We start from the raw sequence: 25355 nt of genomic DNA on the forward strand, positions 1-25355 counted from the left end.
CAGGCTGGGACACGCGGACACGCTCGCACGTCCCAGCCTGATCACGCAGCGAAACCAAGCAGATACCAGGCGCGATCTAGTGATGTAGTACTAGCGGGTCCGGCCGCGCGGCTTGAGACGGGCCGTGGGGAGGGCGGGAGCGCGCAACGGGTCGCCGTCGAACCCGGTGACCCGGCCGAAGAGCGTGCCCTCCGCCCACTCCTTGCGGAAGGACTCGATCTCCTCGTGCGTGCGGCCGACGAAGTTCCACCACATCACGATCTCCTCCTCGAACGGCACGCCGCCGATCAGCAGCAGCCGCCCGGTGCCCGACACCCGCAGCGCGGACCGGCCGAGCCCGAGATACAGCAGCGGCCCGGCGGGCAGCGCCTCGCCGTCGACGGTCAGCGTGCCGTCCAGGGTCAGCGCCGCGTGCTCGAAGTCGGGCCGGATCGGCAGCTCGGCCGTGCCGTCGACCGACACCTCGACGCCGACCAGCGGCGTGTAGGTGCTCGCGGGGGAGGCGGCGCCGCCGAAGGAACCCATGAGGACCGTCGCCGCGTGTCCGGGCCCACGCACCACCGGGAGGTCGCCGTGGTGCTCGAAGTGCGGCGCCACGTGGCGCGCCGCCTCGGGCAGCGCCACCCACAGCTGCACGCCGTGCAGCTCTGTCCGGGGCGACTCCTCCGAGTGGGAGATGCCGCGCCCGGCCGTCATCAGGTTGAGCTGGCCTGGCCGTACCGGCTGGAGGCTGCCGAGGCTGTCACGGTGGAGCACCTCGCCTGCCACGAGCCAGGTGACGGTCTGCAGGCCGGTGTGCGGATGCGGCGGCACCCGCATCCGGGCCGTCTCGGGGCCGTACTGGTCGACGAAGCACCACGCGCCCACCATGCGCCGCCCCACGGCGGGCAGGGTGCGGGTGACCGTCATCGCGCGCGGCCCGCCGAGCGCGACCTCGTGCCCCCGCACCAGCTCGCGGACGGGCTCGCCCGCCGCGCACACCGTCTCCTGCGGGTTGGGTTCGATGTTGCTCACGCCTACGACTGTACGGCCTGCCACCAGGCGTCGACCGCCGGCACCGAGGCGGTGTCGACCAGTTCGCCGGGACGCGGGACCACGATCGAGACGTCGCGCGCCTTGGCCTCGCGCCACAGCCGGTCGACCGGCTCCGACCACGGGTGCAGGGCCAGGGTGAACGTCGCCCAGTGCACCGGCAGCAGCACCGAGCCGCCCAGGTCGACGTGGGCGTTCACCGCCTCCTCCGGGTTCATGTGGATGTCGGGCCATGCTGGGCTGTAGGCGCCGATCGGCATGAGCGTGAGGTCGAACGGGCCGTGGTCCGCGCCGATCGTGGCGTACCCCTCGAAGTAGCCCGAGTCGCCGGCGTAGAAGACCCTGCGCCGGGCCCCCGCGACCACCCACGAACCCCACAGCGTGTCGTCGCGGGTCACAGACCGGCCGGAGAAGTGGCGGGCGGCCGTCGAGACGAAACGCAGCCCCGCGACGATCGCCTCCTCCTCCCAGTCCAGCTCGATGATCCGGTACAGCGGCACGCCCCATCGCTCCAGGTGCGCGCCGATGCCGAGCGGCACCAGGAACGGCGCCTTGGAGATGCGGGTGAGCCGGCGCACCGTCGACAGGTCCAGGTGGTCGTAGTGGTCGTGCGAGATGACGATCGCGTCGAGCTTCGGCACCTCCTCGATGGCGACGGGCACCGGGTGGTGCCGCCGCGGGCCGACGAACGGCGTGGGGGAGACCCGCCTGCTCCACACCGGGTCGAACAGCACCCGCCTGCCCTCGATCTCCACGAGCGTGGAGGCGTGGCCGTACCAGACGACGCTCAGCCCGGTCGGCGACGGAGCCGTGGCGGCGGGCGTGCGCAGCGGGATCGGGCCGGGGGGACGGCGCGACTCGCGGTCCCTCATCAGCTCGCGCAGCAGGCCGGGGGACGGCGCGCCCACCCTGGTCGGCTCCGGCATGGGGTTGTAGAAGACGCCGTCCCTGAACTGCCGCGAGCGGCGGATCCTGCCGGCCCGCTCCTCGCCCGAGGTCAACGGCCGGACGCCCAGCTCCGCGGGCACGTCGCGCAACGCCCAGCCCGCCGCGGCCAGCGCCGCCCCACCCGCGAGCAATCGCCCCACAGTCCGCATCGCCGCCATCGCTCACCCTCCACAAGCCAGTATCTCCGGGACAACCACCGCCGGAGGATCACATGTTCCCGGTTAGGACGATATATCGCGATATGTTCGCCCGCGCGGCCGAACCTGAGACCGCTCTCAGCAGGAAGGGCCGGGCGGATCCCCGCCTGCGAACCCCTGCGAGGGATCCGGCCTCGGGGGGCGCTCGCCCCCGGTGGCTGCAGGAGCGGGACCGGCCTCACGCGCGCACTGGACGCCGGCCGCGGAGATCACCAGTGCCCCGTGAGACGATGGCGGAACGGGGGACCCGCCGCGAGGGGGCAGCAGGATGGACACCACCGTCACCGAGGTCGCGCCGGACGTCTACCGGATGTCCACGTTCGTCCCTGACGCCGGCATCATGTTCAACCAGTACCTGATCGACGCCGAGGAGCCGCTGCTGTTCCACACCGGGCTGCGCGCGCTGTTCCTCCCGGTGTCGGCGGCCGTCGACCGCCTCATCGGCCTGGAGCGGCTGCGCTGGATCACCTTCGGTCATGTCGAGGCCGACGAGTGCGGATCGATGAACGCCTGGCTGGCCGCCGCGCCCCGGGCCCAGGTGGCGCACGGCCGCGTGGGGTGCCTGGTGTCGGTGAACGACCTCGCCGACCGGCCGCCCCGGCCGCTGGCCGACGGCGAGGTCATGGACCTGGGCGGCAGGCGGGTACGGCGGATCGAGACGCCGCACGTCCCGCACGGCTGGGACGCGGGCCTGTTCTACGAGGAGACCGCCGGCACCCTGCTGTGCGGCGACCTGTTCACCGCGATGGGCCCGGCGCCCGCCATGACCGACAAGGAGATCGTCAGCCCCGCGCTGGCGGCGGAGGACGCCTACGGCGCGACCTGTCTCACCCCGTCCACCGGTCCCACCATGCGCGCGCTGGCCGGGCTGGAGCCGACGGCGCTCTGTCTCATGCACGGGCCCGTCTACCACGGCGACTGCGGGTCGGCGCTGCGCGACCTGGCGGGGGCCTACGAGTCTCGGCTCTCCCTCGAGGGCGTGCGCCTGCACGGACCCATCACGCCGACCGGCTAGAGGACGACCGGAGGTCCCGGTCGCTGCCTGCCCTGGGCAGGACGGGCGCCCTTCCGTGCCGGGTCGGAGCGCCGCCCGACCTCCGCGTTCCGCGGCTCGCAGGGTGCGGATCAGGTCGCCCGGCCGTCGATCCGCTTCGCATTGACTCGGGGTTTGCCGGCTGATAAGTCTTGTCAGGACAAAACTATGTCCTGACAAGCTGCCCCTTTGGAGGAGCGCCGTGGCTGCCAGGGTGGCCGAGATCGTGCGGACACGCGTGCACAACCCCGAGGCGATCGCCGAGGCCGCGAGGCTTCGCATACCGGCGCCCTCCGTGCTGGGCGAGCACGGCCGAGTAATGATCATCGCCGCGGACCATCCAGCGCGCGGCGCGCTCGGCGCGGGCGGCGATCCGATGGCCATGGCGGATCGGGGCGATCTTCTGGACCGGCTCTGCGTGGCGCTGGAACGTCCAGGCGTCACCGGCGTGATGGGCACCGCCGACATCCTGGAAGACCTGCTGCTGCTGGGCGTGCTGGACGGCAAGTCGGTCTTCGGGTCCATGAACCGCACCGGCTTGGCCGGCTCGTCGTTCGAGATCGACGACCGTTTCACCGGCTACGACGCGGAGACCATCGCGGCCATGGGCTTCGACGGGGGCAAGACGCTGACCAGGATCGCGCTGGACGACGCCGCCACGCCTTCGGTGCTGGAGAACACCGCGCGGGCGGTGAACGAGCTCAACGACCGCAAGCTGATCGCGATGGTCGAGCCGTTCATCTCCCGGTGGATCGACGGCAGGATCCGCAACGACCTGTCACCGGAGGCCGTGATCCGGTCGATCGTCATCGCGTGCGGGCTGGGTCGGCGCAGCGCCTATACCTGGCTGAAACTCCCCGCCATCGACGACATGACCCATGTCCTGGCGTCCTCGACCCTGCCGGTGTTGCTGCTCGGCGGCGACGGCACCGATACCGAGCGGATTTTCGACCGATGGAAACGCGCGCTCAGGATGCCGACGGCGCTCGGCCTGGTACCCGGCCGGTCGCTTCTCTATCCGGCCAACGGAGACGTGGCGGGCGCCGTTGACCGGGCCGTCAGCCTGTTGTAGCCGGGTTCCGGAGTGTCCTCGAAGCCGCCCGGCGCATGTTCGCGGCCGCCACGTCAGCGCTCGTCGAGTTCGCGCTCCGGGCAGAGAAGCCGGGGGACTGGCATCGTGCGGCTCATACCGGCGGGCATCGATCTGACGGCACTGCGGAATCCCGCCTTCCGGATGATCGCGCTGGCGCAGCTCGGGTTCGTGGTGGGCGAGCAGGTCCTCGCGGTCGCCGTCACCGTCTCGGTGCTCAGCGCCGGGGGCGACGCGGCCACGGTCGGCGTCGTGCTCGCCGCCAAGGGCGTCGCGTCGTTGTGCCTGCTCCTGGTAGGGGGAGTCTGGTCCGATCGCCTGTCGCGACGGCGGATCCTGACCGTCATGCTCGCCGTCGACGCCGCCGCGGCGAGCGTGCCCATCGTCGTGGGCGGGCACACCGCCGCCGTGTGGTTGCCGGCCACCGTCCTGTTCGTGGTCGGCGCCGCCGAGGCGTTCATCCGGCCCGCGTTCAACGCCATCCTGGCGGGCTCGCTGGACGAGGACCGGCGGATGTCCGGCCGGGCCCTGGTCAACATCTGCACCCGGGTGGGGGTCATCACCGGTCCGGTGGTCGGCACGCTGCTCGCCGGCGGGAGCCGGGTCCTTCCCTTCGCGCTGGCGGCGCTCGTGTTCGCCGCCGCCGCGCTCGCCCTCCGCGGGGTCGTGGAGCCGTCATGGACGCCGGTCGCCCGCCGTTCCCTCCTCAAGGAGGCGACGGCGGGATTCGCCGAGGCGGGGCGCCGGCCGTGGCTGACGGCCCTGCTCCTGTTCTCCCCGGTCAGCCTCATGTTCGTGATCGCGCCCAGCCAGGTGCTCCTGCCCGTGCTGAGCCGGGACATGTTCGGCTCCTACACGGCGTACGGCACGGCCCTCGCGTGCTACGGCGCCGGCGGGCTGATCGGCAGCGTCACGATGATGGCCTGGCGCCCCCGGCGCTCGGGAGTCGTGGCCATGTGCGCGATGTCGCTGTATGCCCTCGTCCCTCTCGGCCTGCTGTACGCCCCTTCGATCTGGGTGCTCTTCTGCTGTTACCTCATCGCCGGCTTCGGCGTGGAGACGTACGCCCTCTGCTGGGACGTCGCGATGTACCGCGAGGTACCCGACCACCTGATCGGGCGGATCACCTCCCTGGCCTGGCTCGCCACCTTCGGCCTCATGCCGTTCGGCCAGGCGGTGACCGGGCCGCTGACGAACCTGACCGGCGACCAGGCCGTCCTTCTGGGCGCGGCGGGGCTCGTGCTGGTGATCCCGCCATGCCTGCTCCTCGTCCCCGGGATGACCCACCTGCGAGGCACGCGCACGCCGGGGTAGCGCCGGTGGAGGGCCGCCACGCCCTCGCGGGCGCGGCGGGAGGGGACCGTCAGCGGATCACCCGGCACACCAGGGCGTCGGAGGTGCCGCGGAAGGCGCTCATGACCACGTCGGTCGTGAGGAACTTGCAGGCCAGGTACGGGTCGCCGGACCCGGCGTACTGCAGGCCGCCTCCGGGGGCGCTGCCGTAGCACCGCAGGCCGCTCGACTCGTAGAAGCCGATCCAGGCGGAGGAGGAGACCTTGGCGCGGCAGTAGTCGCCGATCGAGAGAGGGCCGAAGGGGACGTCGACGACGGCGGCGGAGTGGGCGGGGGTGGCGAGGGTGACCAGCGCGGCGCACAAGCCGGCGGCCAGGACGAGGGGGCGGAGACGCATGTGTGCTCCAATGGGGGAGAGGGACGGTCGAGTCCACTCTTTATAAAGAAACTTTCCTAAGCAATAGCTTGACTTCCCGGGGAGAGCCCCTCCTGGTACGTTCGGCCGGGATCGCGATCTTCATCCGCTCCCGAGGAGGCCGCCATGACGCATCCCGCGCTCGCGGGCGCGCCCGTCTACCTGGACTACAACGCCACCACCCCGGTCGACCCCGAGGCGCTGGAGGCGGCGCTGCCGTACCTGACGGCCCACTTCGGCAACCCCTCCAGCGGCCACGCCTACGCCCGCGCGCCGCGCGCGGCCCTCGACCATGCCCGCCGGCAGGTGGCCGAGCTGCTCGGCGCCGAGCCCGCGGAGGTGATCTTCACCGGCGGCGGCTCCGAGGCCGACGCCCTGGCCGTCCGCGGCGCCGCCCTCGCCGTCCGCGCCGGCGACCCCGGGCGGCGGCGGGTCGTCACGCCGGCCACCGAGCACCCCGCCGTGCTGCGGTCCTGCGACGGCCTGCGGGCCGAGGGCTTCATCGTGACGCCGCTGCCGGTGGACGGCCACGGCCGCGTCGATCCCGGCGACCTGCGCGCGGCCGTGCGGGAAGGGGACACCGCGCTGGTGTCGGTCGCCTACGGCAACAGCGAGACCGGCACGATCCAGCCGATCGCCGAGCTGGCCGCCGTCGCGCGGCAGAGCGGCGCGCTGTTCCACACCGACGCCGCCCAGGCCGTCGTGAAGGTGGCCGTCGACGTGGCGGCGCTCGGTGTGGACCTGCTGACCGTGGTCGGCCACAAGATGTACGCCCCGAAGGGGGTGGGCGCGCTGTACGTGCGTGCCGGCACCCCGCTTCGTCCCGTCATCCCCGGCGGCGGCCAGGAGCGCGGCCTGCGGGCCGGCACGGAGAACGTCGCCTTCGCCGCCGCCCTGGGCCAGGCCGCCGAGACCGCCCGGCGCGAGTTGCCCGGCAGCGCCGTACGGCTGGCCGCGCTGCGCGACCTGCTGCAGGCGGAGCTGGAGGCCCGGCTGCCGGGCCGGGTGCGCCTCAACGGTCACCCGGACGAGCGCCTGCCGGCACGCTGAACGTCAGCATCGACGGCACCAGCGGCCGTGCCCTGCTGGCCGCCGTGCCTGAGATCGCCGCCTCCACCGGCTCGGCCTGCCACGAAGGCGTCGACGCCCCCTCGCCCGTGCTGCTGGCCATGGGACTGCCGCCGGAGCGCGCGCTGGCCGCGCTGCGGCTGTCGCTGGGCCGCTGGAGCACCGAGCAGGAGGTGCGGCACGCCGCCACGCTGATCGCCAAGGCGGCCGCGGGATAATCGGTGGTAGTCCGCCCGCCGTCGCTGCCAGACTCCCGCGCATGACTGTGGCCCGTATCGACCTCCTCCTGCGCCAGCTCGACATCGCCTGGGCGCTGTTCGACCACCACCTCAAGGACATCGACGACGCGCTGTGCCTGTGGGAGCCGGCGCCGCACTGCTGGAGCGTGCGTCAGGACGGGCTGGGCCGGTGGGTGGCCGACTGGCAGGTGCCCGAGCCCGAGCCGGTGCCGGCGGTCACGATCGGCTGGCTGACCTGGCACATGGGCTTCTGGTGGACGACCACGCTCGGGCACTGCTTCGGCGACGGCGCGCCACCGCGCGAGGAGATCATCTGGCCGGGTGGCGCCGCCGCGGCGGCCGAGTGGCTGCGCGGGCTGAAGGCGGACTGGCAGGAGCGGCTGTCGCCGCTGACCGACGCCGACCTCGACTCCGCCGACCGGACCGCCGGGCTGTGGGGGCAGGAGCAGACGCTGGCCGACGTGGCGGGCTGGCTCAACGTGGAGCTGACCAAGAACGTCGCCGAGATCGGCCTGGTGCGTATCCTCCATGGAGCACGAGCGCGGTGACCGCGGCCGGCGGTCAGGGCACGCCGAGCAGCCGCAGCCCCGCGGTGACGGCGGCCGCGGACAGGACGATCACCAGGAAGGGCGCCCTGCGCCAGGCGAGCACCCCGGCGACCGCGACGCCCGCCACCCTGGCGACGCCCGCCAGACCCCCCTCCTCGGTCAAGGTCGTCGTCGCCACCAGCGCGGCCAGCAGGACGACGGCGCCCGCCGCCATGAGCCGCTCCATCCGGGGCGGGAAGGTGACGCGGTCACGCAGCAGGGGGCCGGCCAGCCGGAAGGCGAACGTGCCCGCGGCGAGCACCAGCGCCGCGGCCACCAGCACGACGGGGCTGTTCATCGGGAGGCCTCCGCGCGCGTGGCGATGAGGGCCAGCCCGGCCAGCGAGAGCAGTACGGGCAGCCCCGCGGGCAGGAACGGCGTGGCGGCCAGGGCGATGACGACGCCGGCCAGCGCCGCGTGGCGCTTGTCCCTGTCCCGCAGGGCCGGCAGGACCAGCGCCAGCAGGACGGCAGGGAACATCGCGTCGAGCCCCAGCGCCCCGGTGTCGTCGATGAGGGCCCCGGCCAGGCCGCCGGTCACGGCGCCGAGCGGCCAGCAGATCAGGATGCCGATCCCGCAGGCCCAGTAGGCGGCCCGCTTCCGCGCGGGCTCCTCCTGCGAGAGGGCGAAGACGACCGACTCGTCGTTCATGAGGTGGGTGCCGAGCAGCCGCCGCCAGCCGCGCCCGAGCACGTCGGGCAGGGCCAGCCCGAACGGCAGGTGGCGCGCGTTGACCGCGAGCCCGGCCACCACCGCGGCGATGGGACTGCCGCCCGCCGCGATGATCCCGATGAACAGGAACTCGGAGCCCGCGGCCAGTACGAGCAGGCCGAGGATCGCCGGCAGCCACAGCGGGAAGCCGGCCGCCACGGCGGTCGCCCCGTAGGAGATGCCCACCACCCCGATCGCCAGGCTCACCAGCGCGATGTCGCGCAGCAGCCCGCGGTCGAGTGTTCGTACTATCGAACGCATGGAGTCCAGAATGAACACTTCTGTCCGTGTTCGTCAAATCGAACGGCCGGATGATATGCTGAACGCATGGAGCGGGACGTTCCCATGAAATCCATCGCGGCCGCCCTGCGCCGCGAGCGCGGCGCCGCCGGCCTGTCCCTCACCGAGGTGGCCCGCCGGGCCGGCATCGCCAAGTCGACCCTTTCCCAGCTGGAGTCCGGGCAGGGCAATCCCAGCCTCGAGACCCTGTGGGCGCTGTCGACGGCGCTGAACGTGCCGTTCTCCCAGATCATCGACCCGCCCCGGCCGCGGGTTCGGGTGATCAGGTCGGACGAGGGCGTGGCGGTCGCCTCGGCGCAGGCCGACTACCGGGCCGTCCTGCTGGCCGCCAGCCCCCCGGCCGCCCGCCGCGACATCTACCGCATCGAGGCCGAACCCGGCACCGTGCGCTCCTCCGATCCCCACATGCCCGGCGTCATCGAGCACGTCGTCCTGGCCACCGGCCGGGCGCTGGTGGGCGTCGTCGACGAGCCGGTGGAGCTGCGTCCCGGCGACTACATCTCCTATCCGGGAGACCTGCCGCACGTCTTCGAGGCGCTGGAGCCGTCGACCAGCGGGATCCTGATCTCCGAGCACACCTGACGGCCCGCCTCGCTAGAGGCCGCGCAGGGCGGCGCGCGGGATCACCCCGCTGACCGTCGTGCCGCCGCCGAGGGTGCTGGTGACGGTGCAGCGTCCGCCCACGGACGCCAGGTGCGCGCGCATCGCGACGATCCCGCGGCCGGCGGCCGGCCCGACGAAACCCCTTCCCTCGTCGCTGACCGTGAGGCGCAGCCCCTTGTCGCCCACGGTCACGGCGACGGAGACGGCCCGCGCGCCGCTGTGCTTCTCGACGTTGGACAGCGCCTCGGCGAAGCAGCCCAGAACCGCCTCGACCACCCGCCTGGGCACCCGCTCGGAGGGCAACGCCCAGGTCTCGACGGCGATCCCGGTACGCCGCGACCACTCGGCCAGCTGGTGGTCGAGCTCGCCTGCGAGGTCCGTGGCGCGCCGCTGGACGATGCCGCGCAGATGCTTGCGTCTTTCCATGGGTTTCCCGGTGTTCGCCTCGACGATGCGCACGTCAGGTGCGCCGGCCTGGATTCCGGCCTGGAAGCTTCATTTGAGCACAGACCTTGTCGACGGTTCTGTACGACCATAACCAACTTTCCCTTGCCGCCCCCCGCTTCTCGCCTGTCCGGGTCCGGACGGACAATGAGGAGGTGAGCAGGCGTGTCCGCGCCATGGTCCTGGTCGAAGGCGTCGTGCAGGGGGTCGGGTTCCGGCCCTTCGTGTACGGCCTGGCCACCGGGCTCGGCCTCGACGGGCTGGTCGGCAACGACGAGCGGGGGGTGTTCATCGAGGTCGAGGGCGCGCACGCCCGGGTCCAGGAGTTCCTGGCGACGCTGCGCGCCAGCCCGCCCCCGCTGGCCTCGATCGAGCGCATCAGCGCGGGGGCCATCCCCGCCACGGGCCAGGCGGGCTTCGTCATCGCGGGCAGCGCCACCGGCGGGCGGTGCCGGGCGCTCGTCTCACCCGACGTGGCGACCTGCGCCGACTGCCTGCGCGAGATGGACGACCCGGCCGACCGCCGCCACGGCTACGCCTTCACCAACTGCACCAACTGCGGCCCGCGCTTCACGATCGTCCGCGGCGTGCCGTACGACAGGGCCCGCACCACGATGGCCGCCTTCGCCATGTGCGCGGACTGTTCGCGTGAGTACCACGATCCGGCCGACCGCCGCTTCCACGCCCAGCCGGTGTGCTGCCCGGCCTGCGGGCCCAGCCTGCGGCTGCTCGACCGCGAGGGGCGGCAGGTCGACGGCGATCCCGTGGAGGGCACGGCGCGGCTGCTGGCCGGCGGCGCCGTCCTGGCGATCAAGGGGCTGGGCGGATACCACCTGGCCGCGGTCGCCGCCGACGACAGCGCGGTCGCGGCGCTGCGCCGCCGCAAGCACAGGGAGGACAAGCCGTTCGCCGTCATGGTGCCCGACCTGGCCGCCGCCCGCCTGCTGTGCGAGGTCGGCGAGGAGGAGGAGCGCCTGCTCACCTGCCGGGCCCGCCCGATCGTGCTGCTGCGCCGCCGTCCGGACGCCGAGGTGGCCGCCCCGGTGGCGCCCGGCAACCACTGGCTCGGCCTGATGCTGCCCTACACCCCGCTGCACCACCTCCTGCTCCGCCGACTCGCCACCCCCATCGTGCTGACCAGCGGCAACGTCTGCGACGAACCCATCATGTACGTCGACGAGGAGGCCGTGCCCAGGCTGGGCGGCATCGCCGACGCCTTCCTCACCCACGACCGGCGCATCCACATGCGCACCGACGACTCGGTGGTACGCGTCTTCCGCGGCGAGGCGCTGCCCGTGCGGCGCTCCCGGGGATACGTGCCCCAGCCGCTCGAGCTGGCCTGGCCCTTCCCCCGGCCCGTCCTCGGCTGCGGCGCCGAGCTCAAGCACACCTTCTGCCTGGCCAGGGACGGGCACGCCTTCGTCTCCCACCACATCGGCGACCTGGAGAACTACGAGACGCTGCGCTCCTTCACCGACGGCGTCGAGCACTTCGGGCGGCTGTTCGACATCGTTCCCGAGGTGCTGGCGCACGACCTGCACCCGGAGTACCTGTCCACCAAGTACGCGCTGGCCAGGGACGGCCTCGACCTGGTCGCCGTGCAGCACCACCACGCGCACGTCGCCTCGTGCCTGGCCGACAACGGCGTCGCGGGGCCGGTCATCGGCGTGGCCTTCGACGGGCTCGGCTACGGCGAGGACGCCACGCTGTGGGGCGGCGAGTTCCTGATCGCGGACCTGACCGGCTTCCGGCGGGCCGGCCACCTGGCGACGGTGCCGATGCCCGGCGGCGCGGCGGCGATCAGGCAGCCGTGGCGCATGGCCGCCGCCCACCTCGACCTGGCCTACGACGGCGACGTGCCGGCCGGCCTCGACGTCGTCCGGCGCAACGCGGAGCGCTGGGCGGCCGTCGTCGCGCTCGCCCGCCGCGGCGTCGGCGCCCCTCCCACCTCCAGCATGGGCAGGCTGTTCGACGCCGTCGCGACGATCGTCGGCGAGCGCGACGCGATCACCTACGAGGGCCAGGCCGCCATCGAGCTGGAACAGTGGGCCGACCAGGCCGAGGACGGCGCCTACCCGTGCCGCCTGGTGGGGGAGGAGCCGTTCGTCGTGCCCGGCGCCGAACTGGTCCGGGCGGTCGTGGAGGACGTGCGGGCGGGCACGAACCGGGCGGTGACAGCCGCCCGGTTCCACAACGCGATCGCGGCTGCCGTCGCCGACGGCTGCACCCGGCTACGGCAGGCCGGCGGCCCGTCCACCGTGGCGCTGTCGGGCGGGGTGTTCCAGAACCTCCTGCTGCTCGGGCGGGCCACGGCGCTGCTGGAGGAGCGCGGCTTCCACGTGCTGACGCACCGGCGGGTGCCGCCGAACGACGGCGGGATCAGCCTGGGCCAGGCCGCCGTCGCCGCGGCCCGCGACCGGCTTCGCTGAGCGGCGCGGGTCAGCCGCCCTGGTCGCCCGAGGGCAGGGTCGGGCTCTCCCCGTCCTGCGGCTCCTGCGGCCCCACCCCCGTGGAGTCCTCGGCGCTCGAGCCGCCGTACGGCCGGCCCGACTCGCCCTTCACCCCGATCGTCTCCCTTCCGGCCTCCTCTTCCTCCTTGGCGATCTCCTCCGCCCGCCTGGACGTGCTCTCGCCCACGCCGTGCGGTGTTCCACTCTCGGTGTCGGTGGCAGGGACACCGGCGCGTTCCTCCTCGGACGGCGCCCGCCCTTCGCCGGGCGGAGCGGCCTGCTCGGGCGTGAAGGCACGGTCACCGGCCTGGCGGGCCTCCTCGCTCCCGCGTCCGACGTCGGGAGAGAACCCGTGCTGGTCCTCGGGCTCGCGGGGCTCTGACATGTTCAGCACCTCCGTCAGAAGTCGTCAGCAGATGCGGGGGAGCGGGTCGCCGACCAGCAGGTCGACGATGCGGGTGCCGCCGAAGGCGGTCTTCAGCAGCACCAGACCCGCGGGATCGTCCTTGACGTGGCCGACCAGCGCGGCGCCCTCGCCCAGCGGGTGCCCTCGCAGGGCCGCCAGGGCGGTGTCGGCCGCCGCGCCGTCGACGACCACGACCATGCGGCCTTCGCAGGCGACGTAGAGCGGGTCGATGCCGAGCAGCTCGCACGCGCCGCGCACGGCCGGCCGTACCGGGACGGCCTCCTCGTCGACGACCACGGCCACGCCCGAGGCGCGCGCGATCTCGTTGAGTATCGTCGCGACCCCGCCGCGGGTGGCGTCGCGCAGGCAGCGCACCGCGCCCCCGCCACCGTCCTCACCCGTGCCCTCACCGGCACCCTCACCGGCGCCCGCGCCGTCACCCTCGCCGGCGCACGCGTCGAGCAGCGCCGCGGTCAGGCCGTTCAGCGGCGCGGTGTCCGACGTCAGGTCGGCCTCGATGTCCAGCTCACCCCTCGCGAGCATGATGGTGACGCCGTGCTCGCCGATCGGTCCCGACACCAGGATCGCGTCGCCGGGACGCGCGCGGGAGACCCCCAGGTCGAAGCGCCGGTCCATCAGTCCGACACCGGCGGTGTTGACGTAGCAGCCGTCGGCCTTGCCCCTCTGCACGACCTTGGTGTCCCCGGTCACGATGAGCACGCCCGCGGCGGCGGCCGCCGCCGCCATCGAGGCGGTGATGCGCCGCAGGTCCTCGACGGGGAAGCCCTCCTCGAGGACGAAACCGGCCGACAGGTACAGCGGGCGGGCGCCGCACACCGACAGGTCGTTGACGGTGCCGTTGACGGCCAGGTCACCGATGTCCCCTCCGGGGAAGAACAGCGGCGACACCACGTAGGAGTCGGTGGTGAAGGCGAGCCTGGCCGTACCGACCTCCAGCACGGCGCCGTCCTCGAGCGGCTCGAGCAGCGGGTTGCGGAACGAGTCCAGGAAGACCGCCTCCACCAGCGTCTGCGTCGCCTTGCCGCCCGAGCCGTGGGCCATGGTGATGTGCTCCTCCTTCACCCTGGCCTTGCGGCGGCGCGCCCGGTCGATCCGTTCGAGCACCTGCTCCTCGCGGCTGGGGCCCTCGGCTTCGGCCGCGTGCTCGCGCACGGCCGCCTCCGCCCAGTCGGCGGTGCCGCCGATGCCCGTTCCGCCGAGGTCCGTCCCGCCGAGGCGGGCCCGGTCGGTGCCCGTCCTCTCCACGCCGGTCACTGCGTCGCCTCCCTCACCCGCTCGCGCGAGAAGCGGCCGAAGTTGTAGTACGCGGCGCAGGCGCCCTCGGAGGAGACCATGCAGGTGCCGATCGGCGTCTCCGGCGTGCAGGCGGTGCCGAACACCTTGCACTCCCACGGCTTGAGCACGCCCTTCAGCACCTCGCCGCACTGGCAGGCCTTCGGATCGGCCACCCTGCCGCCGGGGATCTCGAAGATCTGCTCGGCGTCGAAGGCGGCGTACTTCTCCCGCATCCTCAGCGCGGAGTGGGAGATGAAGCCGAGACCCCGCCACTCGAAGTACGGCCGCAGCTCCATCACCTCGTTGATGACCTTGAGCGCTGTGAGGTTGCCCGCCCAGGGCACCACGCGCGCGTACTGGTTCTCGACCTCGGAGCGGCCCTCGGCCAGCTGCACGAGCAGCATGTAGATCGACTGCAGGATGTCCAGCGGCTCGAAGCCCGCCACGACCAGCGGTTTGGCGTAGTCGCGGGCGATGAACTCGTACGGCCGGCAGCCGATGACGGTCGAGACGTGACCGGGGCCGATGAAGCCGTCCAGCCGCAGGTCGGGCGAGTCCAGGATGGCCTTGATCGCGGGGATGATCGTCACGTGGTTGCAGAAGACCGAGAAGTTGCCGAGACCCTCTGCCGCCGCCCGCAGCACCGTCATGGCGGTGGACGGCGCCGTGGTCTCGAAGCCGATGGCCATGAAGACCACGCGCTTGTCCGGGTTCTGCCTGGCCACCTTGAGCGCGTCCAGCGGCGAGTAGACCATGCGGATCGCGGCACCCTGGGCCATGGAGTCGAAGAACGAGCCGCGCCCGCCCGGGACCCGCATCATGTCCCCGAAGGAGGTCATGACGACGTCGGGCTGCTCGGCGATGTGGATGGCGTCGTCCACCCGCCCCATCGGGATCACGCACACCGGGCAGCCGGGCCCGTGCACCAGCGTGATGGTCTCGGGCAGGTAGTCCTCCAGGCCGTGCTTGTAGATGGTGTGGGTGTGGCCGCCACACACCTCCATGAACTTGTAGGCCCGGCCCGGCTCGCACAGGCTCGCGATCCTGGCGGAGAGGGCGCGTGCCTTCTCGGCGTCGCGGTACTCGTCGACGAAGCGCATCGCGCCTCACCCCCGGTCGATCGATGACGTTCGAAGCGCCGCCAGCTCGTCGTCGTAGGCCTGGCCGATGCCCTCCAGGAAGTCCAGCGCGGCCCTGGCCTCCTCCTCGTCGATCTTCGACAGCGCGAAGCCGACATGGATGAGGATCCAGTCGCCGGGCTGGAGCCGCTCGTTCTCCAGCAGGCCGATGTTGATGGCCCGCCGTACCCCGCTCACGTCGACCTTGGCCAGGTCGGCGTGGTCCGGCAGGATCTCCACGATCTCACCGGGGATTCCCAGGCACATGGTGTCCCTCCGCCATCTGGATCGATTCGAGGACCAGGGCGTCGCCGCCGCGCAGGTCGACGTCGTCGCCGCCGCAGCCGCCGCACACGGCCAGCGCGTCGGCCGTCTCCTCCTGGCGCCCGCAGGTCCTGCAGGTGAGCTGGACGGGCACCACGATCAGGTCGATCGTGGCGCCGTCGGCGACCGTCCCCTGGGCGACGAGGGAGAAGGCCTGGTCGAGCGCCGGCCCGGTGATGCGCAGCAGCGCGCCGGCGCGGACCTTGACGTGTGCCACCTGCCGCCCGACGGCCCGGCGTTCCACGGCGTCGAGCACCGAGGCGGCGATCCCGAACTCATGCACGGCTCACATCCCCCTGATGTGGAGGTAGCGCTTGATGTCGGGTATCGACTGCCACACCAGCACGGCCAGCACGGCCACGAACAGCACGATCAGCAGACGCTTCAGCATCGTCGGGCCTTCCTTCCTGTTGCGGTCCGAAAAGTTCGCGCACCAGCCGGGCGGCGCGCGGCACCGCTCGCGCGACCGCCTCGCTCAGCTCCATGCCAGGTGAGACGTCGGCGGGCTGGCAGCCGACGATGACCACGCGGCCGATCGTGACCCCGTAGGCCCGCATCAGGCCGAAGATCGCCTCGGGGGTCATGCCGTGGGCGTCGGCGAGAGCCGCCCGGGCGAACACGTCGTCGGCGGGCCCGTGCTCGTCGAGCGCCGGCTCCAGGACCGCCAGCGTTCCCGGCGGCTCGTCCATCGGCAGCGCGTCGATCATGATCATCTCGTCGTAGCCGGAGAGCAGCTCGTAGGCCAGGTGCACGCCGCGGATCCCGAAGTCGGCCACGACCGCCTCGGCCGGCAGACCGCCCTCCGACAGCAGCCGCCTGGCGACCTCGACGCCGAAGCCGTCGTCACCGAGGAAGACGTTGCCGACCCCCGCGACCAGGATCTTCCGGCTCATCCGCCCTCCTGCCCGCCCGCCAGGGGCTCCACCTCGTCGGGCGCGAAGTAGAGGAACCGGCCCTGCTCGCGCAGCAGGTCGGCGCCCGGATCGTCGTCCAGCGTCACCGCCAGGTGGCGCTCGCCGTCCACGTCGAGGAACACCGCCTCGACCGTCGCCCGCCGCCCGGCCAGGAACATGTCGTGGGCGTCGGCCCGGCGGGCGCGCGAGCCGCCGCGCGCCGGCAGCAGGCGCACGGCGCTGCCCCTGGCGAGGGTCACCCCGTCGACCACGACGCTGTCGCTCTCGGGCGAGACCGACCGGTCGGAGCCCGGATCCCACCACGGCGGAGCGGCCTGCGCGGCCGGATGCAGCCGGTGGACGGCGCCGTGGAGCCGTTCGAGCACCTCGGCCGGGAGGTCGCCCACCCGGTCGATGATCTCGGCGGCCCTCGGGTCGGTGGCCCTGGCCTCGCGCTTCTCCGCCTCGGTGAGGGCGAGCGTGCGCAGGCTGAGCAACTCGTCGATCTCGGTCGCGTCGAACAGGTCGCCCGGGCTCTCCCGTGCGATGGACGGGTGGTCGTACAGGATGATCGGCGCGGACAGCATCACGTCACGCCGTCCGGGCTCGCCGGCCAGCACCGGCCAGGTGCGCAGGTTCTCGCACGCCGCCGCCGCGGCCGCCGCCCAGGCGGGCGGGTCGAGCAGGGACACGAACGCCGCCGACCCGGCCTCGAGCAGCGTGTGCGCGGCGATCAGCGAGCAGTGCAGCGCGTCGTCCCTGGAGGCGTCGGGATCGTCCCAGTCCGTGGTGTTCTCGACCCGCACGCGCAGCTTCACCAGCCCGTACGGCCCGTCCACCCGCTCGGCCCGCACCCGCAGCACGGCGTCGAGACGCCGGTCCTCACGCACGATCCGGCCGAGCGGCTCGCCGCCGGGGCCGGTCAGCGGCTCCACCGCACGCGCCCCCGGGTGGCCCACGTCGTAGGTCCTCTCGGCGGCCAGCACCTCCTCCAGCGCCACCACCGTGTCGCGCTCCCGCTCCACGGCCTCGTCGAAGGTCAGGTAGGTCTGCCCGGCGATCTCGAGCGCGGGGACGGGGCGGTGCCCGCCGGCCTCGGCGCGCTCGACGGTCCTGGAGCGGACCTGCAGGAAGCGCAGGTCGATCCGCACCACGGCGTCCTCGGCGCCGGGGGCCACCTCGAGCAGGCACTCGGTCTGGCAGACGGGGTGCTCGGCCGTCGCGGTGTAGGCCGGCGGCACCAGCACCCCGAACTGCCAGCGCGCCTGGTTCTTGGTGGCCGAGGCCCGGTAGGGGTAGAGCAGGTACCCCTCGTAGAGCACCGCGTCGGCGACCTCACGGGCGATCCGCATCGACATGGTCACGACGTCGCCTCCTTCGCCCGCGCCAGCAGCGCCTCCACGGTGTCGTCCCACGTCGCCAGCGCGTGGGCGGACTTGAACAGGTGCAGGGCGCGCAGCGTGTCCGTGCGCAGCCGCAGCCATCCCTCCCCGGGGAAGTAGCGGTCCATCAGCTCCCGCCAGACCGCGACGGGCAGCCGGTGGCGGGTCTCGCGGTCCCACGGCACCTGCTCCACGGCGAAGCCGGTGGGCGTCCTGGCGAAGACGGTGCCACTGAAGAGCAGCAGGAGCGGGATCTCGCCGTCGTCGAGCGCGGCGAAGTACTTGCCCGCCGCCACCTCCAGGTCGTAGGAGACCGGCACCGGCAGATCGACCTCCGTCGACCCGGTGAACCCAGGCACCATGAGCGAGACGGTGGCGAACTGCAGCGGCCGAAGCGTCTCTCCCCAGCGCGACGGCGCGCCGAACAGATCGGTGAGCAGCTCGGCCTCGCCGGCGGAGTAGCGGCGCCGCTGGGGCTCGATGCGGATCTGGCAGCGCAGCGCGACGGCGTGCACCGCGCCGCCGCCCGCCTCGCTGACGCGCAGCGGGAAACGCAGCGTCGGCGCCGCCGCGAACCGGTCGGCACGGGCGTCGAGGCAGGTGAAGCCCAGGTCAGCCATGCTCGGTCCCCACCTCGCGGCTGCGCGCCCGCAGCTCGCCGAAGAAGGCGTCGATGGCCTGCCAGGCCTCCTGACCGCCGTCGAAGCCCTTCCACGTGGTCCTGACCAGGCCGACCAGCTCGTAGCAGGCGTCGATGGGCACCAGGTGGCACACGAAGCCGCCGGGCCGCCGGTCCACCAGCAGCGCCTCGACATCGGGGGCGGCGTCGGCCAGCGCGGGGTTGGCCGCCATGATCCTCTCCCACGTCGGCAGGGAGAGCTGCGACTCGGTCGCCCCGCCGGGGCTCGGATAGAAGGCGACCGTACGGCCCAGCGCCGAGTTGTGGAAGAAGAACGCCATGCGCACCGGGATCTGCAGCTCGTCCCAGTCGGCGACGGACATGGCGAAGCGCGGCGCGTACAGGTAACGGTCCGGCACCGCCAGATACCGGCCCATGGCCGCGCCCGGCACCGTGAACAGCAGGTAGCAGCCGCGGCACGCGCACATCAGGGCCCGGCTCTCCACGTTGACCACATGGCGGTGCCCGGCGTCGATCGGTTCGGCGCACAGCTCGCAGCGCTCGCCCGCGACCGGAACCCCGGCGGGGCGCGGCTCGCGGAAGCGCCGCAGCCCCGTGCTCATGGCAGCGCTCCCTCCGGCACCGGGCAGGGTCCGGGCGGCGGGTGCGTCTGGATCTGGTACAGCTGCTCGCCAGGCTCGACCACGCCGTCCACCTCGACGCGGGCCACCTCGGGCGCCGCCCTGGCGATCGCCTGCTCGATCGCCGACGTCACCGTGACCCGCGAGGAGGGACAGCCGTGGCAGGTGCCCGCCAGGCGCAGCCGTACGACGCCCGGCTCCTCGATGCCGACCAGTTCCACGTCGCCCGCGTGGCTGCCGAGGTAGGGCCGGACGCCCTCGAGAGCCGCCCGCACCCGCTCCTCGGTGCTGAGCGGGTGGAGGTCGTGCACCACGAGCAGGCCGGAGACGAGGTCGTCGGCGACGAGCCGGCGAAGCGTCTCGGCCTCCCCGGACTCGGCGACGACCTCCATGATGCGCTCCAGCGCCGCGCCGTACAGCTCGACCAGCACCCGCACCAGCTCCTCGGCCTTGTCGCGGGTGGCCTCGTCGCTGAGCGCGCCCAGTTCGGCGAGCAGCACCTCCACCCGCTCGCCTGCCGTGACGGCCTCGATCCTCCCAGGCATCGCACCACCCCGTCAGGACCCGCCGAAGGCGTGCGGGCTGTGCAGCTTGCGCAGCTGCCTGCCGCCGCCCAGGTACATGTGGACCCCGCACGGCAGGCACGGGTCGAAGCTGCGGACCGTCCGCATGATGTCGATGCCCTTGAAGTTCTCCGGCGCGTTCTCCTCGAAGATCGGCGTGTTCTGCACGGCGTCCTCGTACGGCCCCGGCGTGCCGTAGGAGTCGCGGACGCTGGCGTTCCACGGCGTCGGCGGATAGGGGTGGTAGTTGGCGATCTTGCCGTTCCTGATCACCATGTGGTGGGACAGGACGCCCCGCACCGCCTCGGTGAAGCCGCAGCTGATCGCCTCCTCGGGCACCGTGAACGGCGCCCAGGTCTTGGTGTGGCCGGCGCGCACCTCGGCCAGCGCCTGCTCGACGAAGTACAGCGCGCACGCCGCGGCGTAGGCCTGGAAGTACGTCCTGGCCCGGTTGCGTTCGATGGTGTTGGAGTACAGCTCCCCGCCACGCTCGGGGATCTTCCACTCGAAGGTCGTCTCGGGCCTGGTGGCCGAACGCGGCAGGTTGATGAGCACGCTGTGGCCCGTGGCCTTGACGTAGCCGATGTCGACCAGCCCGGACAGCGCCGTGGACCACAGCCTCGCGAGCGGGCCGCCCCCGGTGTCCAGCGCGAGCATCTCCTTGCCGTCGAACCAGCGGGGCGACATGACCCAGCTGTACTTGTCGGTGAAGTCGCGCTTGCGCGGATGCGGGATGGTGTGCTGGTTCCACGGATGCCGCATGTCGACCGGGTTACCCAGCGGGTCCTGGGTGACGAACGGCTCCTGGTCCTCCCAGTCGTCGTAGTACGAGCTGCCCAGCAGGATCCTGATCCCGAGGTTGATGTCGACGAGGTCGTTGGTGACGACCCTGCCGTCCACGACGACGCCCGGGGTCACGAACATGCGCCGGCCCCAGTCGCTCATGTTCTCGTAGGTGAAGTCGCAGTACTCCGGGTCGTTGAGACTGCCCCAGCAGCCCAGCAGCACCCGCCGCCTGCCGACCTGCTCGTAGCCGGGGATGGCCTCGTAGAAGAAGTCGAACAGGTCGTCGTGCATGGGCACCACGCGCTTGAGGAACTCCACGTAGCGCATGAGCCTGGTCAGGTAGTCGGTGAACAGCTGCACGGTGGCCACCGTGCCGACGCCGCCGGGGTAGAGCGTGGAGGGGTGCACGTGCCTGCCCTCCATGAGGCAGAACATCTCCCTCGTGGTACGGCTGACCTGCAGCGCCTCGCGGTAGAACTCGCCCTCGAGCGGGTTCAGCGAGCGCATGATGTCGGCGATGGTCCGGTAGCCGTGCTCGCCCGCGTGCGGCGCCTCGGTGCGTTCGGCCTGCTCCAGCACGCCGGGATTGGTCTCGCGGACCATCTTCTCGCAGTAGTCGACCCCGACCAGGTTCTCCTGGAAGATGTTGTGGTCGAACATGTACTCGGCCGACTCGCCCAGATTGATGATCCACTCGCCGAGGTGCGGCGGCCGCACCCCGTAGGCCATGTTCTGGTTGTAGACCGAGCAGGTCGCGTGGTTGTCGCCGCAGATCCCGCAGATCCTGCTGGTGATGAAGTGCGCGTCCCTGGGGTCCTTGCCCTTCATGAAGATGCTGTAGCCGCGGAAGACCGACGAGGTGCTGTAACACTCGGCGACCCGCTGGTTCCTGAAGTCCACCTTGGCGTAGATGCCCAGGCTTCCGACGATCCGGGTGATCGGATCCCATGCCATCTCGACGAGTTCCTCGCCGGCCTGCTGTGGTGTGGTCGTCATGTCAGCCTCGCTGGGGTTACCAAGGGGCCTTGTAGCCCGTGAGCAGCTCGCGGCCCTTCCGGCGCCACCTGGGTTCCTTGTCGACGGTGCGCTGGGTGACGTGGCGCAAGGTGCGGATCATCGCACCGTAGGCTTCGCTGGCCGTCGAGGAGATCTTGGCTCCGGGCGGCTCGTCCATGAACGGCATGAACTTGTCGGGGAAGCCGGGCATCGTGCAGGCGATGCAGATGCCGCCGACGTTGGGGCAGCCGCCGATGCCGTTGATCCAGCCCCGCTTGGGGACGTTGCACTTCACCACCGGACCCCAGCAGCCGATCTTGACCAGGCACTTCGGCGAGCCGTACTCGGTGGCGAACTGTCCCTGCTCGTAGTAGCCGGCCCGGTCGCAGCCCTCGTGCACCGTCTGCTGGAACAGCCACGTGGGGCGCAGCGCCTCGTCCAGCGGGATCATCGGGGCCTGCCCGGCGACCTGGTAGAGCAGGTAGAGGATGGTCTCCGACAGGTTGTCGGGGTGGACCGGGCAGCCAGGGACGTTGACGATCGGCAGGCCGGCCTTCGAGCGCCAGTCCCAGCCGAGGTAGTCGGCCACGCCCATGGCGCCGGTCGGGTTGCCGGCCATCGCGTGGATGCCGCCGTAGGTCGCGCACGTCCCCGCGGCCAGGATGGCCGTCGCCTTGGGCGCGAGCCGGTCCAGCCACTCGCTGGTGGTCATCGGCTGGCCGGTCTCAGGGTTGTTGCCGAACCCGCACCAGTAACCCTCGCTCTTGATCGACTCGTTGGGGATCGAGCCCTCCACCACCAGCACGAACGGGTCCAGCTCGCCGCGGTCGGCCTTGTAGAACCATTCGATGAAGACGTCGGCGCCCTGCATGGGGCCGCACTCGAAGTCGATCAGCGGCCAGTGCACGGCGATCCGCGGCAGTCCTGGCAGGGCCCCGAGCGCGATCTCCTCGATGCTCGGCTGGGTGGCAGCGGTGAGCGCGACGGAGTCGCCGTCGCAGCTCAACCCCGCGTTGATCCACAGAATGTGGAGGAGAGGCTCCTCCTGTGCCTGTGATGTGGTCTCTTGCGACTCGGTCGGCGCGCTCATGCGCCTCACCACCTCGCGGGTCTGGTGTTCAGCTGGAACGCGGCGGCGGCACCGCGCCCCGCCGCCCGAGCGCGTCCTGGGTGAGCTCCCAGAGCGCGTGGTAGACCGTGGTCTGGGCCTCCTGGATGCGGTGCACCGAGGACGACGGGACCACGAACAGGTGGTCGATCGTGCCCAGCTCGGCCATCTGGCCGCCGTCGTAGCCGGCCAGCCCAACGGTGATCATGCCGCGTCTGTCCGCCTCCTGGAATCCGGCGATGAGGTTGCGGGAGTTGCCGCTCGTCGACAGCCCGAACGCGATGTCCCCCGCGCGGCCCGAGGCGGCCAGCTGCCGGGAGAAGACCACCTCGAACCCGATGTCGTTCGACAGCGCCGTGACCACCGCCACGTCCGCGGTCAGCGCGAACGCGGGCAGCGGCCGGGCGGCCTGCCCCGTGCCGAGCGAGCCCGGGTTGAGGAACAGGGCGGCCACGTCCTGGGCGTCGGTGGAGCTGCCCCCGTTGCCGAAGGCGAACAGCCGCGCCCCCGCCTCGAAGGCGGCGGCCATGACCTGCGCGCAGGCGACCATCCGGGCGCCGTCGCGCTCGAGGACGCTCTGGCGCAGGGCGACGATCTCGCCGGCCTTGTCGACCGTGGACTGGCGCACCGCGGTCAGCACGGCGTCCAGATCGCTCCCGCCCGAGTAGAGGAACGGGTACAGCGACTCCATCGGCTCACTCACGTCGGGCCCTCCTCGACGACCACCGCGATGGCCTCCTTGGCGTGCACCAGGACCGTGTCACCGACCCGGGCCGTCACCAGGGCCACGCTCACCTCCTCGGTGCCCTGCCCGGTGTCCACCACGGCCAGGCCGTCCTCCAGCAGCCTGACCACCGTCACCGGCACCGCCTCGTCGGAGCAGGTGACGCACACTTCCTCGTGGCAGGCCCTCCCGTCGGCGCTCATGCGACCACCTGAGGGTCGAGCACGCCAGGCTGTTCGAAGAACACGTGAACCAGCTCCCACAGGATGTGGTACGTGGTGACGTGCACCTCCTTGATGATCCGCGGGTCGGTGGAGCGGGCGATCAGGACGTGGTCGACCGAGGGGCTGCGGGCGATCTGCCCGCCGTCGCCGCCCACCAGGGCCAGGGTCAGCATGCCGAGCTCCCTGGCGGTCTCCAGCGCCTTCAGCACGTTCACGCAGTGCCCGAACGGCGAGACGCCCAGCGCCATGTCCTGGCCCGCCGCCAGGTGCCTGAGCTGATGGGCGAAGACCTCGTCGAACCCGGCCTCGGCGGCGATCCCCGTGATCGCGGCCACGTCGCCGGTCAGCGAGAACGACGGCAGCGCGCGCTTGCCGACGATCACCGGATGCACGAACTCGACCGCGATGTGCTGGGCGTCGGTGGCGGACTCCCCGTTGCCGAAGACGATGAGCCTGCCACCGCCGTGGAATCGCGTCGCCATGGCGTGACAGGCACGTGCCACCTTCTCGGCCTCGTCGGCGAGGCCGCAAGCGGGTTCTACGCGGCGTGCGAAGACCTCCGAGACGGAGGCCAGGACCGTCTGGTCCATAGCGGACCACTTCCCCCACGTTGCGCGCTTCTTGATTCTCGTGCTGGAACGTCCCCCGTTTACCGACCGTACGCCAGGGTGAGACGACCGAAAGAAAACAGATGTCGGAAATTTCGCAAAGTCGGGATCCATTCGCGAAACCCCCGGCGAGCTGCGCGAACGCCCGCCACTGTCGATCCGGAGACGGTCGCCGCTGTCCCTCTGGCGACGGTCATCGCGGTCGCTCCGGAGGCGGTCGCGGCTGTCCCTCTGGCGAGGGTCATCGCGGTCGATTCGGAGGCGGTCACCGCTGTCCCTCTGGCGACGGTCGCCGCGGCCCGGCCATCGGGGCGCGCCGGTGGTGCGGGCGGGTGGACGCGCCCGCGGCGGGGCCGTTCGCCGCCGGGTCAGGCCGGGGTGCGGACGACCGCCACCGGGCCCGGCGCGCGGTGGAGCAGGGCGTGGGAGACCGAGCCGAGCACCATCCCCGCCAGCCCGCCGCGCCCCCGCGAGCCGATCACCAGCAGGTCGGCGCCGCGCGCCGCCTCCGTCAGCGCGTCGACGGGATGGCCCTTGACGACCTCGGGAATGACGGTGACGTCCGGATAGCGCTCGCGCCGGCCGGCCAGCGTCTCCTCCAGCTGCCTGAGCTGGCTCTCCTCGACCGAGCCGCCACCCCCGCGCGACGGCGGGATCCGGCCGCCGGCCTCGTGCCTGCTCCACACGTGCAGGACGCGCAGCTCCGCCCCGCGCAGCGCCGCCTCCCCGAACGCGAACTCCAGCACCGGCCCGCCGCGCGGGGAGCTGTCGAGGCCGGCCAGGATCTCCCCGCTCGAGGCGGCGGGGTTCTCCCGCACGACCACGACATGGCAGGCGGCGTGCCCGGCCACGCCGTAGGCGACGGAGCCCACCAGCAGCCCGCGCACGGCGCTCAGCCCGTGGTTGCCGACCACCAGCAGGTCGGCCCGCTCGCTCTCGCGGATCAGCGCCTCGCGGGGATCACCGGGCAGGATCTTCGCCTCCGCCTTCAGCTGCGGCTGCAGGCGGCGGGCCGTCTCGATCCCGGCGGCCAGCACGGTCTCGGCGCCCTGCCGCATCCACTGCGCGACCTCCGCGTAACGGCCGGGCCCCGCCTCGGCCGCCCAGCGGTGGATGGCGTGCACCACCCGCAGCGGCACGTCCCGCAGCGCGGCCTCGTTCGCCGCCCAGGCGACGGCCTCCAGACCGGCGCGCGAACCGTCGACACCGACGACGATCATGAAAGTCTCCCTTCGACCGCGCTCCCACGGGACGGCC

At 72.4% G+C, this 25355-nt stretch carries 30 protein-coding genes; 8 read left to right on the forward strand and 22 right to left on the reverse strand.

Annotation, left to right across the window (positions count from 1 at the left end; genetic code table 11):
• Nucleotides 1-90 precede the first annotated feature (90 nt).
• Together ABZX22_RS42585 and ABZX22_RS42590 are read right to left on the reverse strand one after the other, a co-directional pair.
• Nucleotides 91-1014 carry a pirin family protein gene (locus tag ABZX22_RS42585; RefSeq protein WP_354922178.1) on the reverse strand — a complete coding sequence of 308 codons (924 nt, stop codon included), beginning with the start codon at nucleotides 1012-1014 and terminating at the stop codon, nucleotides 91-93.
• Nucleotides 1015-1016: 2 nt separating this feature from the next.
• Nucleotides 1017-2129, reverse strand: coding sequence for an MBL fold metallo-hydrolase (locus tag ABZX22_RS42590; RefSeq protein WP_354922181.1), 1113 nt, complete (start codon nucleotides 2127-2129; stop codon nucleotides 1017-1019).
• A 316-nt stretch (nucleotides 2130-2445) separates the two neighbouring features.
• Here ABZX22_RS42590 and ABZX22_RS42595 point away from each other — a divergent pair, with 316 nt between their 5' ends.
• The 3 genes from ABZX22_RS42595 to ABZX22_RS42605 all read left to right on the forward strand — a co-directional run bounded on the left by ABZX22_RS42595 (nucleotide 2446) and on the right by ABZX22_RS42605 (nucleotide 5614).
• Nucleotides 2446-3192, forward strand: coding sequence for a hypothetical protein (locus ABZX22_RS42595; RefSeq protein ID WP_354922184.1), 747 nt, complete (start codon nucleotides 2446-2448; stop codon nucleotides 3190-3192).
• 220 nt (nucleotides 3193-3412) lie between these two features.
• Nucleotides 3413-4282 (forward strand): aldolase, encoded by an 870-nt coding sequence (locus ABZX22_RS42600; RefSeq protein ID WP_354922187.1) that lies wholly within the window; start codon nucleotides 3413-3415, stop codon nucleotides 4280-4282.
• 105 nt (nucleotides 4283-4387) lie between these two features.
• Nucleotides 4388-5614: an MFS transporter gene (locus ABZX22_RS42605; protein ID WP_354922191.1), complete on the forward strand. Its 1227-nt coding sequence runs from the start codon at nucleotides 4388-4390 to the stop codon at nucleotides 5612-5614.
• A gap of 49 nt (nucleotides 5615-5663) precedes the next feature.
• Here the strand turns inward: ABZX22_RS42605 and ABZX22_RS42610 are convergent, their stop codons facing one another.
• Nucleotides 5664-5990, reverse strand: coding sequence for a hypothetical protein (locus tag ABZX22_RS42610; RefSeq protein WP_354922194.1), 327 nt, complete (start codon nucleotides 5988-5990; stop codon nucleotides 5664-5666).
• A gap of 144 nt (nucleotides 5991-6134) precedes the next feature.
• Here ABZX22_RS42610 and ABZX22_RS42615 point away from each other — a divergent pair, with 144 nt between their 5' ends.
• From ABZX22_RS42615 to ABZX22_RS42625, 3 genes are read left to right on the forward strand one after another with little or no spacing between them, the layout of a single operon-like run.
• On the forward strand, nucleotides 6135-7058 hold the full coding sequence (locus ABZX22_RS42615) for an aminotransferase class V-fold PLP-dependent enzyme (protein WP_354922197.1): 924 nt from the start codon (nucleotides 6135-6137) through the stop codon (nucleotides 7056-7058).
• Between the two features lie 44 nt (nucleotides 7059-7102).
• Nucleotides 7103-7294, forward strand: a complete 192-nt coding sequence (locus ABZX22_RS42620) for a hypothetical protein (protein ID WP_354922200.1) — start codon at nucleotides 7103-7105, stop codon at nucleotides 7292-7294.
• A 41-nt stretch (nucleotides 7295-7335) separates the two neighbouring features.
• On the forward strand, nucleotides 7336-7863 hold the full coding sequence (locus ABZX22_RS42625; RefSeq protein WP_354922203.1) for a DinB family protein: 528 nt from the start codon (nucleotides 7336-7338) through the stop codon (nucleotides 7861-7863).
• Between the two features lie 13 nt (nucleotides 7864-7876).
• On the opposite strand, the gene ABZX22_RS42630 is transcribed toward ABZX22_RS42625, so the two are convergent.
• Together ABZX22_RS42630 and ABZX22_RS42635 are read right to left on the reverse strand one after the other, a co-directional pair.
• Nucleotides 7877-8200: an AzlD domain-containing protein gene (locus ABZX22_RS42630; RefSeq protein ID WP_354922206.1), complete on the reverse strand. Its 324-nt coding sequence runs from the start codon at nucleotides 8198-8200 to the stop codon at nucleotides 7877-7879.
• Nucleotides 8197-8874, reverse strand: a complete 678-nt coding sequence (locus ABZX22_RS42635) for an AzlC family ABC transporter permease (RefSeq protein ID WP_354922209.1) — start codon at nucleotides 8872-8874, stop codon at nucleotides 8197-8199. Before ABZX22_RS42635 ends, ABZX22_RS42630 begins: the two co-directional genes overlap by 4 nt.
• 84 nt (nucleotides 8875-8958) lie before the next feature.
• Between ABZX22_RS42635 and ABZX22_RS42640 the strand changes: the two genes are divergently transcribed.
• On the forward strand, nucleotides 8959-9495 hold the full coding sequence (locus ABZX22_RS42640; protein ID WP_354922212.1) for an XRE family transcriptional regulator: 537 nt from the start codon (nucleotides 8959-8961) through the stop codon (nucleotides 9493-9495).
• Between the two features lie 12 nt (nucleotides 9496-9507).
• Here the strand turns inward: ABZX22_RS42640 and ABZX22_RS42645 are convergent, their stop codons facing one another.
• Complete coding sequence (locus ABZX22_RS42645; RefSeq protein WP_354922215.1) at nucleotides 9508-9942, reverse strand: ATP-binding protein; 435 nt, start codon at nucleotides 9940-9942, stop codon at nucleotides 9508-9510.
• A gap of 173 nt (nucleotides 9943-10115) precedes the next feature.
• On the opposite strand from ABZX22_RS42645, the gene hypF reads away from it, so the two are divergent.
• Nucleotides 10116-12389 carry a carbamoyltransferase HypF gene (gene hypF / locus ABZX22_RS42650; RefSeq protein WP_354922218.1) on the forward strand — a complete coding sequence of 758 codons (2274 nt, stop codon included), beginning with the start codon at nucleotides 10116-10118 and terminating at the stop codon, nucleotides 12387-12389.
• A 10-nt stretch (nucleotides 12390-12399) separates the two neighbouring features.
• Here the strand turns inward: hypF and ABZX22_RS42655 are convergent, their stop codons facing one another.
• From ABZX22_RS42655 to ABZX22_RS42730, 16 genes are all read right to left on the reverse strand, one after another.
• A complete protein-coding gene (locus tag ABZX22_RS42655; protein WP_354922221.1) occupies nucleotides 12400-12795 on the reverse strand; it encodes a hypothetical protein in 396 nt (131 codons plus the stop codon).
• Nucleotides 12796-12819: 24 nt separating this feature from the next.
• Nucleotides 12820-14091, reverse strand: coding sequence for a hydrogenase expression/formation protein HypE (hypE, locus tag ABZX22_RS42660; RefSeq protein WP_354922224.1), 1272 nt, complete (start codon nucleotides 14089-14091; stop codon nucleotides 12820-12822).
• Nucleotides 14088-15212: a hydrogenase formation protein HypD gene (gene hypD, locus ABZX22_RS42665; protein ID WP_354922227.1), complete on the reverse strand. Its 1125-nt coding sequence runs from the start codon at nucleotides 15210-15212 to the stop codon at nucleotides 14088-14090. Before hypD ends, hypE begins: the two co-directional genes overlap by 4 nt.
• Before the next feature lie 6 nt (nucleotides 15213-15218).
• Entirely contained in the window at nucleotides 15219-15497 is a 279-nt protein-coding gene (locus ABZX22_RS42670) for a HypC/HybG/HupF family hydrogenase formation chaperone (protein WP_354922229.1), read from the reverse strand.
• Nucleotides 15475-15837 carry a hydrogenase maturation nickel metallochaperone HypA gene (locus ABZX22_RS42675; RefSeq protein WP_354922232.1) on the reverse strand — a complete coding sequence of 121 codons (363 nt, stop codon included), beginning with the start codon at nucleotides 15835-15837 and terminating at the stop codon, nucleotides 15475-15477. The genes ABZX22_RS42670 and ABZX22_RS42675 overlap by 23 nt, the downstream gene beginning before the upstream one ends.
• Entirely contained in the window at nucleotides 15830-16447 is a 618-nt protein-coding gene (locus tag ABZX22_RS42680) for a hydrogenase maturation protease (RefSeq protein ID WP_354922235.1), read from the reverse strand. Before ABZX22_RS42680 ends, ABZX22_RS42675 begins: the two co-directional genes overlap by 8 nt.
• Nucleotides 16444-17805 (reverse strand): hypothetical protein, encoded by a 1362-nt coding sequence (locus tag ABZX22_RS42685; protein ID WP_354922309.1) that lies wholly within the window; start codon nucleotides 17803-17805, stop codon nucleotides 16444-16446. Before ABZX22_RS42685 ends, ABZX22_RS42680 begins: the two co-directional genes overlap by 4 nt.
• Nucleotides 17806-17807: 2 nt before the next feature.
• Nucleotides 17808-18449 (reverse strand): DUF6084 family protein, encoded by a 642-nt coding sequence (locus ABZX22_RS42690; protein ID WP_354922237.1) that lies wholly within the window; start codon nucleotides 18447-18449, stop codon nucleotides 17808-17810.
• Nucleotides 18442-19071, reverse strand: a complete 630-nt coding sequence (locus ABZX22_RS42695) for a DUF5947 family protein (protein WP_354922240.1) — start codon at nucleotides 19069-19071, stop codon at nucleotides 18442-18444. Before ABZX22_RS42695 ends, ABZX22_RS42690 begins: the two co-directional genes overlap by 8 nt.
• Complete coding sequence (locus ABZX22_RS42700; RefSeq protein ID WP_354922242.1) at nucleotides 19068-19634, reverse strand: NifU family protein; 567 nt, start codon at nucleotides 19632-19634, stop codon at nucleotides 19068-19070. The genes ABZX22_RS42695 and ABZX22_RS42700 overlap by 4 nt, the downstream gene beginning before the upstream one ends.
• Nucleotides 19635-19646: 12 nt before the next feature.
• Nucleotides 19647-21434 (reverse strand): nickel-dependent hydrogenase large subunit, encoded by a 1788-nt coding sequence (locus tag ABZX22_RS42705; RefSeq protein WP_354922245.1) that lies wholly within the window; start codon nucleotides 21432-21434, stop codon nucleotides 19647-19649.
• Nucleotides 21435-21450: 16 nt separating this feature from the next.
• A complete protein-coding gene (locus ABZX22_RS42710; RefSeq protein WP_354922248.1) occupies nucleotides 21451-22524 on the reverse strand; it encodes a hydrogenase expression protein HypE in 1074 nt (357 codons plus the stop codon).
• A gap of 28 nt (nucleotides 22525-22552) precedes the next feature.
• On the reverse strand, nucleotides 22553-23245 hold the full coding sequence (locus ABZX22_RS42715; protein ID WP_354922251.1) for an SIS domain-containing protein: 693 nt from the start codon (nucleotides 23243-23245) through the stop codon (nucleotides 22553-22555).
• Complete coding sequence (locus tag ABZX22_RS42720; protein WP_354922254.1) at nucleotides 23242-23469, reverse strand: HypC/HybG/HupF family hydrogenase formation chaperone; 228 nt, start codon at nucleotides 23467-23469, stop codon at nucleotides 23242-23244. Before ABZX22_RS42720 ends, ABZX22_RS42715 begins: the two co-directional genes overlap by 4 nt.
• Nucleotides 23466-24080, reverse strand: a complete 615-nt coding sequence (locus ABZX22_RS42725) for an SIS domain-containing protein (RefSeq protein ID WP_354922257.1) — start codon at nucleotides 24078-24080, stop codon at nucleotides 23466-23468. The genes ABZX22_RS42720 and ABZX22_RS42725 overlap by 4 nt, the downstream gene beginning before the upstream one ends.
• 386 nt (nucleotides 24081-24466) lie before the next feature.
• Nucleotides 24467-25318: a universal stress protein gene (locus ABZX22_RS42730; protein WP_354922260.1), complete on the reverse strand. Its 852-nt coding sequence runs from the start codon at nucleotides 25316-25318 to the stop codon at nucleotides 24467-24469.
• Between the last annotated feature and the right edge of the window lie 37 nt (nucleotides 25319-25355).

This window comes from Nonomuraea sp. NPDC003804 (genome assembly GCF_040610675.1).
Lineage (GTDB): Bacteria > Actinomycetota > Actinomycetes > Streptosporangiales > Streptosporangiaceae > Nonomuraea.

Bases quoted from the DNA above. Each gene is read 5' to 3' on its own strand.
- ABZX22_RS42590 (WP_354922181.1), bottom strand. From the start codon at position 2,129: ATGCGGACTGTGGGGCGATTGCTCGCGGGTGGGGCGGCGCTGGCCGCG.
- ABZX22_RS42595 (WP_354922184.1), top strand. From the start codon at position 2,446: ATGGACACCACCGTCACCGAGGTCGCGCCGGACGTCTACCGGATGTCC.
- ABZX22_RS42610 (WP_354922194.1), bottom strand. From the start codon at position 5,990: ATGCGTCTCCGCCCCCTCGTCCTGGCCGCCGGCTTGTGCGCCGCGCTG.
- ABZX22_RS42615 (WP_354922197.1), top strand. From the start codon at position 6,135: ATGACGCATCCCGCGCTCGCGGGCGCGCCCGTCTACCTGGACTACAAC.
- ABZX22_RS42625 (WP_354922203.1), top strand. From the start codon at position 7,336: ATGACTGTGGCCCGTATCGACCTCCTCCTGCGCCAGCTCGACATCGCC.
- ABZX22_RS42630 (WP_354922206.1), bottom strand. From the start codon at position 8,200: ATGAACAGCCCCGTCGTGCTGGTGGCCGCGGCGCTGGTGCTCGCCGCG.
- ABZX22_RS42635 (WP_354922209.1), bottom strand. From the start codon at position 8,874: ATGCGTTCGATAGTACGAACACTCGACCGCGGGCTGCTGCGCGACATC.
- ABZX22_RS42640 (WP_354922212.1), top strand. From the start codon at position 8,959: ATGAAATCCATCGCGGCCGCCCTGCGCCGCGAGCGCGGCGCCGCCGGC.
- ABZX22_RS42645 (WP_354922215.1), bottom strand. From the start codon at position 9,942: ATGGAAAGACGCAAGCATCTGCGCGGCATCGTCCAGCGGCGCGCCACG.
- ABZX22_RS42655 (WP_354922221.1), bottom strand. From the start codon at position 12,795: ATGTCAGAGCCCCGCGAGCCCGAGGACCAGCACGGGTTCTCTCCCGAC.
- hypD (WP_354922227.1), bottom strand. From the start codon at position 15,212: ATGCGCTTCGTCGACGAGTACCGCGACGCCGAGAAGGCACGCGCCCTC.
- ABZX22_RS42670 (WP_354922229.1), bottom strand. From the start codon at position 15,497: ATGTGCCTGGGAATCCCCGGTGAGATCGTGGAGATCCTGCCGGACCAC.
- ABZX22_RS42680 (WP_354922235.1), bottom strand. From the start codon at position 16,447: ATGAGCCGGAAGATCCTGGTCGCGGGGGTCGGCAACGTCTTCCTCGGT.
- ABZX22_RS42685 (WP_354922309.1), bottom strand. From the start codon at position 17,805: ATGTCGATGCGGATCGCCCGTGAGGTCGCCGACGCGGTGCTCTACGAG.
- ABZX22_RS42690 (WP_354922237.1), bottom strand. From the start codon at position 18,449: ATGGCTGACCTGGGCTTCACCTGCCTCGACGCCCGTGCCGACCGGTTC.
- ABZX22_RS42695 (WP_354922240.1), bottom strand. From the start codon at position 19,071: ATGAGCACGGGGCTGCGGCGCTTCCGCGAGCCGCGCCCCGCCGGGGTT.
- ABZX22_RS42700 (WP_354922242.1), bottom strand. From the start codon at position 19,634: ATGCCTGGGAGGATCGAGGCCGTCACGGCAGGCGAGCGGGTGGAGGTG.
- ABZX22_RS42705 (WP_354922245.1), bottom strand. From the start codon at position 21,434: ATGACGACCACACCACAGCAGGCCGGCGAGGAACTCGTCGAGATGGCA.
- ABZX22_RS42710 (WP_354922248.1), bottom strand. From the start codon at position 22,524: ATGAGCGCGCCGACCGAGTCGCAAGAGACCACATCACAGGCACAGGAG.
- ABZX22_RS42720 (WP_354922254.1), bottom strand. From the start codon at position 23,469: ATGAGCGCCGACGGGAGGGCCTGCCACGAGGAAGTGTGCGTCACCTGC.
- ABZX22_RS42725 (WP_354922257.1), bottom strand. From the start codon at position 24,080: ATGGACCAGACGGTCCTGGCCTCCGTCTCGGAGGTCTTCGCACGCCGC.
- ABZX22_RS42730 (WP_354922260.1), bottom strand. From the start codon at position 25,318: ATGATCGTCGTCGGTGTCGACGGTTCGCGCGCCGGTCTGGAGGCCGTC.